The sequence below is a fragment of the Luoshenia tenuis genome, from assembly GCF_014384745.1.
Lineage (GTDB): Bacteria > Bacillota > Clostridia > Christensenellales.
In genome coordinates this window covers 111,559-124,971 of record NZ_JACRSO010000006.1, presented here as the reverse complement: position 1 = coordinate 124,971, position 13,413 = coordinate 111,559, and the positions used below count along the sequence as shown (strand labels likewise).

14 protein-coding genes are annotated in these 13,413 nt (G+C 57.3%); all 14 read right to left on the bottom strand.

Translation table 11 applies throughout. From position 1 onward, the window contains the following. Positions 1 to 1,296, bottom strand: coding sequence for a phenylacetate--CoA ligase family protein (locus H8699_RS11980; RefSeq protein ID WP_249285888.1), 1,296 nt, complete (start codon positions 1,294 to 1,296; stop codon positions 1 to 3). A gap of 192 nt (positions 1,297 to 1,488) precedes the next feature. Then, positions 1,489 to 2,034 carry a histidine phosphatase family protein gene (locus tag H8699_RS11975; protein WP_249285887.1) on the bottom strand — a complete coding sequence of 182 codons (546 nt, stop codon included), beginning with the start codon at positions 2,032 to 2,034 and terminating at the stop codon, positions 1,489 to 1,491. Positions 2,035 to 2,038: 4 nt separating this feature from the next. After that, on the bottom strand, positions 2,039 to 2,794 hold the full coding sequence (gene cobS, locus H8699_RS11970; protein ID WP_249285946.1) for an adenosylcobinamide-GDP ribazoletransferase: 756 nt from the start codon (positions 2,792 to 2,794) through the stop codon (positions 2,039 to 2,041). A gap of 5 nt (positions 2,795 to 2,799) precedes the next feature. Beyond that, entirely contained in the window at positions 2,800 to 3,360 is a 561-nt protein-coding gene (cobU, locus tag H8699_RS11965; protein WP_249285886.1) for a bifunctional adenosylcobinamide kinase/adenosylcobinamide-phosphate guanylyltransferase, read from the bottom strand. 89 nt (positions 3,361 to 3,449) lie between these two features. Continuing rightward, a complete protein-coding gene (atpC, locus tag H8699_RS11960) occupies positions 3,450 to 3,866 on the bottom strand; it encodes an ATP synthase F1 subunit epsilon (RefSeq protein ID WP_249285885.1) in 417 nt (138 codons plus the stop codon). A gap of 38 nt (positions 3,867 to 3,904) precedes the next feature. Next, the gene (gene atpD / locus H8699_RS11955) at positions 3,905 to 5,311 is read right to left on the bottom strand and encodes a F0F1 ATP synthase subunit beta (RefSeq protein WP_249285884.1); all 1,407 of its coding nucleotides are present in this window, start codon (positions 5,309 to 5,311) and stop codon (positions 3,905 to 3,907) included. Positions 5,312 to 5,352: 41 nt separating this feature from the next. Further along, positions 5,353 to 6,240, bottom strand: coding sequence for an ATP synthase F1 subunit gamma (atpG, locus tag H8699_RS11950; protein WP_249285883.1), 888 nt, complete (start codon positions 6,238 to 6,240; stop codon positions 5,353 to 5,355). 1 nt (position 6,241) lies between these two features. Further along, positions 6,242 to 8,008, bottom strand: a complete 1,767-nt coding sequence (atpA, locus tag H8699_RS11945; protein ID WP_249285882.1) for a F0F1 ATP synthase subunit alpha — start codon at positions 8,006 to 8,008, stop codon at positions 6,242 to 6,244. Positions 8,009 to 8,011: 3 nt separating this feature from the next. Then, complete coding sequence (gene atpF / locus H8699_RS11940) at positions 8,012 to 8,488, bottom strand: F0F1 ATP synthase subunit B (RefSeq protein WP_249285881.1); 477 nt, start codon at positions 8,486 to 8,488, stop codon at positions 8,012 to 8,014. 18 nt (positions 8,489 to 8,506) lie between these two features. Then, positions 8,507 to 8,740 (bottom strand): ATP synthase F0 subunit C, encoded by a 234-nt coding sequence (gene atpE, locus H8699_RS11935; RefSeq protein WP_138295719.1) that lies wholly within the window; start codon positions 8,738 to 8,740, stop codon positions 8,507 to 8,509. A 41-nt stretch (positions 8,741 to 8,781) separates the two neighbouring features. Next, positions 8,782 to 9,501, bottom strand: a complete 720-nt coding sequence (locus H8699_RS11930) for a FoF1 ATP synthase subunit A (protein ID WP_249285880.1) — start codon at positions 9,499 to 9,501, stop codon at positions 8,782 to 8,784. 172 nt (positions 9,502 to 9,673) lie between these two features. Beyond that, the gene (locus H8699_RS11925) at positions 9,674 to 10,819 is read right to left on the bottom strand and encodes a GNAT family N-acetyltransferase (RefSeq protein WP_249285879.1); all 1,146 of its coding nucleotides are present in this window, start codon (positions 10,817 to 10,819) and stop codon (positions 9,674 to 9,676) included. A gap of 19 nt (positions 10,820 to 10,838) precedes the next feature. Then, complete coding sequence (locus H8699_RS11920) at positions 10,839 to 11,753, bottom strand: DUF2156 domain-containing protein (protein WP_249285878.1); 915 nt, start codon at positions 11,751 to 11,753, stop codon at positions 10,839 to 10,841. A gap of 93 nt (positions 11,754 to 11,846) precedes the next feature. Further along, positions 11,847 to 13,400 carry a GerMN domain-containing protein gene (locus H8699_RS11915; RefSeq protein WP_249285877.1) on the bottom strand — a complete coding sequence of 518 codons (1,554 nt, stop codon included), beginning with the start codon at positions 13,398 to 13,400 and terminating at the stop codon, positions 11,847 to 11,849. Between the last annotated feature and the right edge of the window lie 13 nt (positions 13,401 to 13,413).

Genomic DNA, 13,413 nt, shown 5'->3' with positions numbered 1-13,413 from the left:
TTAATTGCGTAAATCCGTCACCCGCTGCGCCTTGCCCATAAAGCGCTTCAGCGTCTCAGGCTCCACCAGGTTGATCTTAGCGTCCAGCCCCAGCATGACCCGCAGTTTACGCTTGATCTCCTCTTCCAGCTTCTCAAGGCCGCTGAAGCTCTCCAACAGCTTCCCATCGGCCACCTCCACATTGATCTCCAATACATCCAGATAATTTCTGCGCGAAACGATGATCTCGTAATGCGGGCCGACCTCGGGAATGGAGATCAGCACCTCTTCGATCTGGCTGGGGAATACGTTGACCCCGCGGATGATCAGCATGTCATCCGTGCGGCCCTCGATCTTAGCCAGTCGGGTGGTCAGCCGTCCGCAGGGGCAGGGCTCGCCCATCAGGTAAGAGATATCCTTGCTGCGGTAGCGCAGCATGGGGATGCCCTCTTTGCACAGCGTGGTGATGACCACCTCGCCCTTTGCGCCTTCCGGCAGCACCTCTCCGGTCTCCGGGTCGATGATCTCCACATAGAACAGATCCTCGTTGATATGCATCCCGTGCTTTTCCAGGCATTCGCCCGCAACGCCCGGGCCCATGACCTCGCTCATACCGTAGTTTTCGGTAGCCTGCATGTCCCAACGCCGCTCGATCTCCGCGCGCATGGACTCGGTCGAACCCTCGCCGCCGAACAGGCCGTATTTTAACGGAAGCTCCGCCGGGTTGGATCCAGCTTTTTCCGCAACTTCCGCCATATAAAGCGCGTAAGAGGGGGTGCTGACCAGCACCGTTGACCCAAAATCCCGCATGATCTTGATCTGCTTTTCGGTGTTGCCCGTGGACATGGGAATAACCGCCGCCCCCAGCTTCTCCAGCCCGTAATGCAGACCGAACCCGCCGGTAAACAGCCCGTAGCCAAAGGCGATCTGGGCGATATCGTTATCCGTAGCCCCGCCCTGGGCGGCAATACGCGCAATGGCGGTGGACCAGGTATCCAGATCTTTTTTTGTATAACCCACCACCGTGGAGCGGCCCGTGGTACCGCTGGAGGCGTGGATGCGCACGATCTCCTTCATCGGCACGGCAAACAGGCCATAGGGGTAATGATCCCGCAGGTCGTTCTTTACGGTAAACGGAATCTTCGCCACGTCCTCCAGGCTATGGATGTCCGAAGGCTTTAAATGGATAGCGTCAAACTTCTTGCGATAAAACGGTACCCTGTCATAGGCATACTGCACCATTTTCTGCAGCCGCTCCAGCTGCAGCGCGCGCATATCGCTATGCGGCATACATTCAAACTGGGGGTCCCAAATCATGTTCCACACCTCTTCGTTTCGTTTTCGGCCGTTGGAGGATGCGCGGGCCCCATGTCTTAAGCCGCCGGGCCATCCTTCCATGCTACCTGTCTTTAATCGGTACCCTTCTACCATACTGCTTTATAAGCACAATACCTACAAAATTATAACGCATACGCCCGCAAAAGAAAAGGGCGGACCGACAAATATCGCTTAAAATCCCGCCGCGTACCAGCCGGCCGGCCGCAGATGGCAGACCGGTTCATCCTGCCCGCTGAGCAGCGCATACAAGGCGGATAGCGCCCCCGCGTGGCTGACCAGCAGTACGGTCTCTGTTGGGCCGGCCGTTTCCATTATTTGGCCAAGGCCGCGGCGCACCCGGACGAGCACCTGCGCGTAGCTCTCCCCGCCGGGCGGCCCCACGGTGCGCCAATGCTCCATCCAGCGCCGGTAGCCCTCCGGGTCGGCCCGCTGCGCCTGGGCATGATCCATCCCCTCAAAGGCGCCATAAAAACTCTCTTTCATTTCTGCCAGCAGGATAATTTCTCTTCCCGGCGCCAACAGGCGCGCGGTTTCCTGGCAACGCAAAAGCGGACTTGCATAGACCTTTGTAAAGCGATACCCGCCCCCACGCAGCTCCTGCGCCGTGCGGACAGCCTGCTCCCGTCCCAAAGCGCTTAGTGCCACATCTGTCCACCCGCACAGCCGCTTTTGCTGAGAAAGCGGCGTGGCCCCATGCCGCACGCATATCAATCGCATTTTTTTACCCCCATACGCTTATAACCCGCAGCGCCAGCAAAAAGCCGATCTCTCCAATCTCGCTGGCCGCGCCTAGGCAATCTCCCGTGATCCCGCCCAGTTTTTTATGAAAGTAAAGCGTCATAAGCATAGCCAGCGCCAGACCGGCCAGCACCGCAGCGCCCCAATACAGACTGCGTCCCCAGACAGCGACACCGGCCAGCGCCGCCAACAGGTTAATCAGCAGGTATCCGCCCTTCATATGGTCGATCACCGCCACGCCCAGGCCGTCGCGCCGGGCGCTGCGGCCCAGAAATGCCATGGCCGCAATACATGCCTTGCCCACCAGGGGCGCCAGCAAAATTGCGCCATACACGCTATACGTCATCGTGGCAGCCGGGGCGATCAGCAGCGTTTTTGCGGCCAGGTCGGCAAAAAGGCCCACCGCGCCCATGGTGCCCAATCGGCTGTCCCGCATGATCTCCAACATCTTTTCGCGGCTGCGGGCACTAAAAAGCGCATCGCAGCAGTCTGCAAGCCCATCCAAATGCAGCGCCCCATTTACCGCTACCATAGCCAATACCGCGCAAAAGCCGGTCAGCAGGGGGAGCTGTAAAAAATTCGCCAGCCAAGCGGCCAGGCAGCCCACGCCGCCGGTCAACAGCCCCACTAGCGGATAAAACACGCTGCAACCGGCAAAATCCCCCTCCTGCAGGTCCAGGTTTTTGCGGATGGGCAGCCGCGTCATAAATTGGAAGGCAAAGATCAGCCGCCTTGTCATCGTTTTCACCGCTGCGCCCCCTTGATCTGCAGGGGGATCCCCGAAACCATAAAATATACCGCATCCGCCCGGGCCGCAATGCGCTGGTTGGCGCGCCCGGCGATATCGCGGAAAATGCGCCCAAAGGCGCTTTCGGGCACCAGTCCCATCCCCACCTCATTGGTCACCAGGATCAAGTGCTTCTCCCTCTTTTCGGCCGCCTGGAGCAGCTCCTGCACCTGTGCGGCCACCAGCTGTTCTGCCTGCTCTACCATCTCGGATGATGGCTGTATCCATTCGCCCCCATGGTCAAACATCAATCCTGTGATCCACAGGGTCACGCAATCCAAGAGCCAGGTATCTATTTCCGGATTCCGATATAAAAACTCCGCCAGGTCACGGTGCCCTTCAAAGGTACGCCATGTAGCGGGCCGGTCTTGCCGGTGCTTTTGGATGCGCGCGCGCATCTCCTCGTCAAAGGCTTGCGCCGTGGCGATATAGCCGATCCTGCCGCCCAAGCGCGCCGCTTCTGCCTGGGCAAATCTGCTTTTGCCGCTGCGCGCGCCGCCGGTTACCAGCTCGATCATAACCTCATACCCCCATCCTGTTTGGCAGCAAAAAGCCGCTCCCCTCCATGTTAAGAGAGGAACGGCCACAAGTCAAACGATTTTGGCCCTTAGTTATTTACATTGTGCTGGTTGGTCACCCGCAATCGCGCCATCGCACGGGCCATGGAAGCCTTGGAGAGCATGTATTCGCGGATGCTCTGCTTCTGGCGCAGCGCCTCTTCGGCCCGCTCCAGCGCCTCTTTGGCGCGGCGCACGTCGATCTCCTCCGGCCATTCTACCGTTTGCGCCATAATGGTCAGCTTTCCATCCAGCACGATAAAAAAGCCTGCAGAGCAAAAGGCGTGCTTCCACGCCCCGTCCTGCAAGATGGCGATCTCCCCCACATCCAGGGTCGAGGTGATCTGGCGGTGCCCCGCCATGATCCCGATCTTCCCATCCGGAGTATCCAGGATGACGGACTCCACCTGCCCCTCAAAAAACCGGCGCTCCGGCGTGTCGATTTCGATTGGAAATAATGTGGCCATCGCAATCCCTTCTGTCACTGGGCCGCCAGTGGCGGCCGTTATTTCAGCGTTTCTGCTTTTGCCTTGGCTTCGTCGATATCTCCCACCATAAAGAAGGCGGCTTCCGGCAGATCGTCCACCTCGCCATCCACAATGGCGGCAAAGCTATCGATAGTTTTTTGCAAAGGCACATACCGCCCCTCGTTCCCGGTAAACACCTGCGCGACCGAGAAGGGCTGGGAGAGGAAGCGCTGAATCTTTCTGGCGCGGTAGATAATGGTGCGGTCCTCCTGGCTGAGCTCTTCCATACCCATGATAGCCAATATATCCTGCAGCTCGTTATAGCGCTGCAAGGTCTCCTGCACGCGCCGGGCGATACTGTAGTGGCGCTGCCCTAAAAGCGTGGGCTCCAGCAGCCTCGAGCTTGAGGCAAGCGGATCCACCGCCGGATAAATGCCCAGCTCCGCCACCTGGCGGGAAAGCACCGTGGTGGCATCCAGATGCGAAAAGGTGGTGGCTGGCGCGGGATCCGTCAGGTCGTCCGCCGGCACGTAAATAGCCTGCACCGAGGTGATCGACCCCTTTTTCGTGGAGGCGATGCGCTCTTGCAGGGCGCCCACCTCGTCGGCCAGGGTGGGCTGATAGCCTACGGCCGAGGGCATGCGTCCCAACAGTGCGGAGACCTCGGCCCCCGCCTGGATATAGCGGAAGATATTATCAATGAACAGCAGCACATCCTGGTTCATCGCGTCCCGCAGATACTCGGCCATGGTCAGCCCGGTCATGGCCACACGCATACGGGATCCCGGCGGCTCGTTCATCTGTCCAAAGACCAGCGCCGTCTTTTTGATAACGCCGGACTCGTGCATCTCGTTTACCAGGTCATTCCCCTCGCGGCTGCGCTCGCCCACGCCGGTAAAAACAGAGCATCCGTCGTGCATGGTGGCGATATTATGGATCAGTTCCATAATCAGTACGGTCTTGCCCACGCCAGCGCCGCCAAACAGGCCGATCTTGCCGCCCTTGGCATAGGGCGCCAAAAGGTCGATGACTTTAATGCCGGTCTCCAAAATCTCCACAGCCGGGTTTTGTTCTTCCAGGCTGGGGGCGGGCCGGTGTATCGGCCAGGTCACCTTGCTTTGGATCGGCCCTTCGTTATCGATGGGCTGGCCCAGCACGTTGATGGTGCGTCCCAACATCTCCGGCCCCACCGGCACCGAGATCGGCGCGCCGGTATCGATAACTTCCAGCCCGCGGCTCAGGCTCTCGGTGGCCTGCAGCGCCACGCAGCGCACCACTTCGGCCCCTACGTGATGGGATACCTCCATCCATACCTGCCGCCCGCCATCGTTGACGTAGAGCGCGTTTTTAATATGGGGCAGATGCCCCATGGGAAAGCGTACATCCAAAACCGGGCCCATGATAGCGGATAATACGCCCCTATTGGGTGTTGCTTCATTTGCCATTGCGTTATTCCTCGCTTCCTATATTCCCCTCCAGCCGCGCCTCAGGTTTGAGGGCCCTGCAGCAGCGATTCCGCGGCGCCGGCGATCTCTGTCAGCTCCTGGGTGATCGCAGCCTGGCGCGCGCGGTTATACTGCAAGCGCAGCTTGCCGAGCATCTCGTCGGCGTTGCGGGTGGCCGTATCCATGGCGCGCATGCGGGCGCTGTGCTCGCTGGCGAAGGACTGCACCAGGCAGCCGTACAGCGAACCGATCAGATACTGGGGCACCAGGGTATCGAACACTTCCTGGGGCGAAGGTTCGTAAGCCAGCTCCCGGTTGGGGTGAATCTCCATGTCCTCAACATCGCTAAAATCGTCCAGCATGACCGGCAGCAGCCGTTCCACCCGCGGCGTCTGGACGATGGCCGAAACCATTTCCGTATATACTACGTAGACCTCATCGAGCACATCCATCCCATACAGTTCCAGCACTTGGCGCGCGATCTGGCGGGAATTATGCAGACTGGGGTTTTGCGCCGTATGCAAAAACTCGATATCGACCCGGTATCCCTCGCGCTGGAAATAGTCCGCCGCCACATTGCCCACCGTAAAGATATAGACCTCGTCCCGCCCCGCCATGTGCTCGGTCGCCAGGTTGAGCACGTTATGGTTATAGGCGCCAGCCATCCCCTTATCGCCGGAAACGACGATGTAGGCCGTGCGCGTGCGCTGTGGGTGTTCTTTGCGCAAAAACGGATGGCTGATATTGGGCGCCAGCTGTAAAATCTCCTTCATCATTTCATGTACCCGCTTGTGGTAGGCGGTGTTGGCCGCGGCCATGCTGATCGCCTTGCGCCGCTTGGATACCGAGATCAGGTACATAGCGCGGGTGATTTGCCGCGTCTGTTCCACAGTGCGGATATGATGGCGGATATCGGTAATATTTTGCATCCTACGCCCTCTTTTCCTCGATGCCCCACTGGATCAAAAGTTCATGGGCGGTATCCTCAAAGGCAGCGGTTGCCGCCTCGCTCAAATCCCCCGTATCCATTACACTTTGCAGCGCGTCTTTTTGCTGGACGCCCAGCCGCTCCAGGAAGGCCTTGCAAAACTCGCGAATCCGGTTGACCGGCACCTGCATAAGCATGCGGTGCGATACGATATAAAGCACTGCCACCTGCTGGGCCACAGTCAAGGGCTGATACTGATCCTGCTTGAGCACCTCTGTCAACCGCTCGCCATAGGCCAGCATCTCCTGGGTAGAGCGGTCCAGATCCGAGCCGAACTGGGCGAATACCGCAAGTTCGCGATACTGTGCCAGGTCGATACGCAGCTGTCCGGCCACCTTGCGCATGGCCTTGCATTGGGCCGAACCGCCCACCCGCGATACCGAAAGGCCCACGTTTACCGCCGGACGCACGCCCGCATGGAACAGCTCGCTCTCCAGAAAAATCTGCCCATCCGTAATCGAGATCACGTTGGTGGGGATATAGGCCGAGATATCGCCGGCCATGGTTTCAATAATAGGCAGCGCGGTAATCGATCCGCCGCCCTTTTCCGGGCTCAGGCGCGCCGCGCGCTCCAACAGGCGCGAGTGCAGATAAAACACATCGCCCGGATAAGCCTCGCGGCCCGGCGGCCTGCGAAGCAGTAGCGACATGGTGCGGTACGCCACAGCATGCTTTGAAAGATCGTCATAAACGATCAATACATCCTTGCCTTCATACATAAATTCTTCCGCCATCGCACAGCCCGCATAGGGCGCGATGTACTGCATGGGCGCCGGGTCGCTGGCGCAGGAGCTGACGATCATGGTATAGTCCATCGCCCCGGCCGCTTCCAGCTGCCCTGCCAGCTGCGCTACGGAAGACGCCTTTTGGCCGATCGCCACGTAAATGCAGATAACGTCCTGCCCCTTCTGGTTGAGGATGGTATCAATGGCGATAGCCGTCTTGCCCGTCTGCCGGTCTCCGATGATCAGCTCACGCTGGCCGCGGCCGATAGGGATCATCGAATCGATCCCCACCAGTCCCGTCTGCAGCGGGGTCTTGACCGATTGGCGGTCCATAATTCCCGGGGCCGGCGTCTCGATAGGCCGGCGCTTATCGGTCTTGATGGGGCCCTTGCCATCCAGCGGCAGCCCCAAAGGGCTTACGATCCTGCCGATCATATTCTCGCCCACCGGCACATCCATTACCTGGCCGGTAGCGTATACCTTCGTCCCTTCGCCCACCTGATCGGCATTGGTCAGCAGTACGGCCGAAACCTCATCCTCCGTCAGGTTGAGCGCCATGCCATAAGCATCGCCCTCAAAAGCCAGCAGCTCGCCATATTTTACGCTGCGCAGCCCCGAAATGCGCTGCACCCCGTCACCGGCGGTGATGACATAGCCGGTATCCCGCTCTGTAGCCCTGGGCGCGTAATCTGCAATGCGGTTTTTCAGTGTCTGGCTCAGGTCGGCATCGTTCGCATCCACCTCAGCGATCAGCTCCCGGTTAAGCTGCTCCAGCTGCCCGGATAAGCTGTAATCATACGTCTTGCGGGGCGCCTGGTCAATGTTGAGGATCTCAACCTTGAAACCGGCCAAAATCTCGTCGTCCTGCACCCATTCCAGTGTTACGGGCTGGCCATATTTTTTGGAAAACTTCTCTTCCAGCAGCCGCAGCCCATCGCCCTGTACCGGGTAGGCCGAATAGATCTGTCCCTTGAGCTTTTCCAAACTTTATCCCACCTTTTCGAGGTACTCGTCGATCATGTCCTGGTTGTTCTCACGGGTGACCTCGCGTTTCAGCATTTTACTCGTCAACGCCAGCGCGGAGCCAACGGCCTCTTCCCGCACCTGGCGGCGCATCTGCTCGCGCTCGCTCTCCATCTGCTCGCGCGCCTTTTGTACGATGCCCTCAGCCTGCTCCCTGGCCTGGGCCACCATCGCGTCCGCGCGGGCCCGCCCATCCTCCTGGATCTGGGCGGAGAGCTTTTCCGCCTGGGCGCGTGCCTGCGCCAGAATCTCTTCCGCGCGCGCTTTAGCATCCGCCTCTGCCGTTTTGCCGCGGTTGATCTGGTCGCGCGCCCGCCCGATGGCTTCCTCACGCCTGCCGATAAACTTGGCAATCGGTTTATACAGCAGCTTATTGAGGACAAAATACAGCACCAGCACATTGGCGATGATCAGCAGAACACTGACGATATCAATACTCATGTTCTCTCCTCAAAACCGTTATTTTGCACCCAGTACGAAAATGACCAACAGCGCCGTAACAAAGCCGTAAATTGCAACGGACTCCACCATCGCCAAGCCTACCAGCAAAATCTGGTTGATCTTGCCGCTGGCCTCCGGCTGCCGGCCCACAGCCTCCATGGCTTTGGATACCGCCATGCCCATACCTAAGCCTGCGCCCAACAGAGACAGCGCCACTATACCTACACCAATTGCTAACAAGCCCAAATCCATTTTCCGTACCTCCATCACTTTTTCCCGGGAAATAATCCCGTTTATTCAATCGCCTCGTTGACAAACGTCACGCTCAACGTCATAAAGACGTAAGCCTGGATAGCGACATCGAATAACGTAAAATAAATCGACAATATGCCCGGCATTGCACCTGCCAGCGCTACGGGGACCACCGCGAACCAGTAGTTTTTAACCAGGCTGAGCAGTACGCTGCGTAGCAGCTCCAAAACGATAGTGCCGCCCAGAAGGTTGCCGTACATCCGGCAGGCCAGCGAAACGGGCACCGCCACATCGCTGAGCATCCTCAGCGGCGCGAACAGCGCATTGGGCGTGGCCAGGGAGCGCATCCGTCCGCCCAGCCCTTTTTTGCGCAGGGCAAAAAAGTTGATCATAACAAACGTGATGATCGCCAGTCCCGCCGTTACGTTTAAATCGCTCAACGGCGTGCGCAGCCCGAAAAGGTCGATCCATCCCACCAGTAAAATGAACAGCCCGATGCAAAAGACATACGAACTCATAAAGTGGGCATTTCCGCCCAATATCCCTTTGGAAAAGTTCTGCACCGCTTCTACCGCCCACTCCAACACCAGTTGGAATCGTCCGGGCTTCTCATCCGCCTCTTTAAACCGGCTGATGACAAAGTGGCGTACCAGAATCGCCGCAAGGACGACCACAACGCTGGCCACAAAAAAAGTAACCACAGATTCTGAAATGGTAAGGCCCATCATATTGACCATGTTGGGTTGAATCTGAAGTTCCATGTATGAGCCTCCTTTAAGCGCTATAGATAAACGAAGCGCACCTGTCCTCACCCCTCCTTGTCCTGGTAGGCAGATGCGTCCCATGCAGGTTTTCTATCTGTTACTATCATTTTATACCAATAATTCTCGTGTTTCAAGTATCCTATAAGGATTTTAACATTGCCCTATCGGTTCAGTATTTATCCCATAGCAAAATCGGTTTATCTGCACTGAAATTGAGTTTTTCACCGGGAAAAACGCCCCATCTCGCCTGTTCCGCAGCCCTTCCATAGTGCGTTAAGGCCTGTATCAGCTGTCCAACCGTCATTTTTAACGCGCAATTCCGTGCATCATACTGCCGTTGCGCCACGCTCACTTTGCAAGAAATAATCCATTTTCCTGCATTTTCTGCTATTATTCCATCATCAAGTTCGAGCAGAACCTCGTCCTGTGTTTCTTTGGCTATAGCCGGCATGACGACCTTGGGCACATCCAGTATCCGCATCATGGCATAGGGTATCCGCTCCACTCGCACATCCTTTCGCTCCGGCAGGCATTCAAATACCGGCGTTTCAGGGGGCGCCAGCATCTCTAAAGAGCCGGTGCCGCCACAGCGCTCTAAAAGCAGGCGGCACAGCGCGGCGAAATCCGCAAGGTCCCGTGCGCCCCATTCCTCCACAACGCCCTTTTCGCCATCCCTGGCCCATAGCGCATAACCCCGGCACGCGCCATTTTTCTCCAGCCATAAGAGCGAGCCGCCATCGGCCGCCCACTCCTGGGCGCGCAGGCGCCATGCCCGCTCATCCCGCAGCGCATAACCCGTATAGTTGGCGGTCATCTCGTGGTAAACCTCGCGTATGCCGCTTAAGTTGGGGGTTTGCGCGTGCTCCAAAAGCTTGTAGCCCTGCGCATCAATCGCACTTAAACTGCCGGCCGAAAAGGTTATCTTATCCATATCGCTCACCGTGGCAAACCCGCTGGGACGGTAAAAACTTTGGCGGAAAGGATACAGAAAGGCTAGAGGGATGCCCCGCGCCTTAAGCTGTTCAAAGCATGCCTTAAGTAAGGCGTTGGCCAGGCCCTTCTTGCGCTGGCAAGGCCAGGTCGCTACCCCTGCGATGCACGCGGCCGCCAGCGGCCGGCCGTACCAATCCAGCTCAAAGGGCAGCATATGCAGCATGCTGGCCATTTGTTCCCCCTCAAAGGCGCCCAGCGAGTAGCCTTCTTGGATGCGGTTGGCAAAATACCAGTCCCGATAGGCGGGGCTATCCCCAAACGCCGCGTCCCACAGCGCTTTGGCCTGCCCCATATCCTCCATGGTTAGGGTGCGAATATCCATCTGTATATCCTTCCCTCTTCTACCGCAATTCCGCCCGGTATTTGCGGATCATTTTCACCGGATAGTAGGATTGTTTTGCCTTTCGCAGTCCCGGCAGGCCCATGTCCTCCTCCCGGTTGATGTATAGCGCCTCCGGCCAGGTATGGGCGATAAATTCCTGGTTGATGACCGCGTACAGGCCATGGTATTGCGCATCAGCTTTCTCAAAATGCACGCATCCCACCTGTGGCGTAAGCAGCTCTCCAACACAAAACGCCTGTATCTGCCCATCGATGCGGATGGCCCCGCCCTGCGCCTGCAAGGCCTCAAAATGGCTCAGCGCTTCCCGCAGGGCGATATGCTCATAGGCTATGGTCTGCGCCTCCTCCTGGGTAAGGCCGGCCTCCTGCTTAAGCTGTTCCCACCGCGCGGCCGCCTGTGCGCACTCTTCCACATTTTCGGGTGAGAGCGGCTCGTAGCAGTACGCATATAACGACTTAAAACGGTTGACATGGTTGCGCTTGGCATGGTAACGCTTACCTTTGAGCTCCAGCAGGTCTTGCCGGTTATAGACATAGTCCGAATAATCATCATTATAGGTAAAAATCAGTTGATCGGCATATAGGCAGCGCAGCTCACCGGCCAGCGGTTCAGAAATCTCGCGCATACAAAGCGGCTTACCCTGCTCTTTTGCCTGGGCGATCAAATGATCCATCGCCCGTACCAAGCTTTCGCGGTCTCGGGCAAAGGGCGGGTAAACAAAGCAGCTCCCATCCGGACCTTTGCCGCGGATATACAGCGCGCCGTCACCCTGGGCCCACTCAAAGGACCAGGACTTTCGCCAAACGAACAGATCCATAAAGGTCAGTTCTGAATTTTCAAAATGATAGGGCTTTAAATAGGTGTCGATTTGCTCTTTATCTTCCAACTGTATCTGCTGATACGTGAGAGCCATGCTTTCTCCTCCAATTTTGGGTCATAACGACGATGCTATTTCTTTTTCCAGCAGGCCGCAAGATATTGCTATTTTCTAAATAGATAGCCGGGCCTAGCGCTCACCCGTTCCGGAATTCAAAATCACCCCCGGGTTGCGCATTAACGGCTCGCTCAAGCGGATGTTTCCTTTAAGGGTTTCGACGGGCTGCCCATCCCGCAGAAAAGCCACGCGCCGGATGCCCGTGACCTCCGTCATGGTGTTGACGATGGCATATACTGTTAAATATTCTTCCTGTTGCTGGGTCAGACTATTCACACACAGGTTGTAGAAGCTGCTGTCAAAATCGATATATAGAATGTCCTCCTCCACCTTCGTTGTAAAGCCGGGCATCTGCGCAGCCGTATCTACCGGCCAGGTCAGGTTGCCTTCGCTGGAGGATATCCCGATCTTAGAGGGACCTTTGAGCAGCTCCTGCAGGCGCATGTCGATGTCATGATAGCTATTGCAGCTGATGATGCGCTGGATCTTCTGCAAACCGGTCATCTGTTTATCCGGATAGTACAACACCAGCCGGTTGCCCACATAATCCAGGAAATCCAACCGGCTTAGCCGCCCGTCGCCGTTCACATCCAGTTCGTCCATCAACACCCGCTCGCCATTACAAATGAATTTTACATCCCGTACTTGGTCAATAGAACCGGTCAGGCTGTACACGATAGCGCCTAATTCCAAGGTGCGCTGTTTGTCAAATTCGGCAAAGTCGGTTACATAATCCTGTGATAACGGCACTTCTACCGTGGCGTAACCTCTGCTGTCCCGGCTGACCGCCGTTTTTTGCCCCTCCTCCAGCTTAAAAGATACCGAGGCTGACAGATATTCAGTGCTGCTGGGGCCGCGGAACAGCGCATCGAGAATATAGTCCGCATCATCATCCGAGGTAAAGCGGACCGTCCGCGTTTCCGGAAGCATATAGCGCTTGTTGGCATCCGTAAAATACAGCACCACTTCGCGCTGGGTGATCTCCTCGGGCAGCATAAACTGGTCGATCAATTTGCGCATAATGTAGGCATCCAGCTCTTCCTGGATAGCCTGGCCAGGCATCAGCGGCTGGTTGCCCACCTTTATCAGACGCCCTTCGCAAAAGAACGCCACGCGCTTGACCTCCCCCAGTTCTGTCAGCGTATTGGCCACCGCGGCCTGGGCGCGCAAGATATCCTCATCGCTCATATTGAGCAGATCCGTTGTAAAATAAATATTCATCAGATCCAGCGATTGCTCATATCGAGTCACCTTGACCCCCTCGTCAAAGACGGGACGCAGATCGTCCGAGCTGGGGCCGGCCAGCAGAAGGTCGATCGCCGTCTCCTCTCGGCTTTTACCCTCATCCGCCGCCTTGTAGGCGACCTCTACCGTCAGGCGGGTATAATCCTCATTGGGGAAGTACAGCACATAGGCCCGCTCACCATCATCCTCCTGGATCGCATCCTCAGCCACAGCGCTATCCGCCTCACCCGTATCAACGTAGGGAGCACTCTCCTGCTGGACGATCGTGCTTCCACTGTTTGACGTGCCCATAACGGAATAGCAGCCGCTTAAAGACATGCAGCACATTAGCACAGCCAATATCAGCCCCGTGCGGCGGATCGTTCTTTTATTCACTCGCATCCGTTTCTGCTCC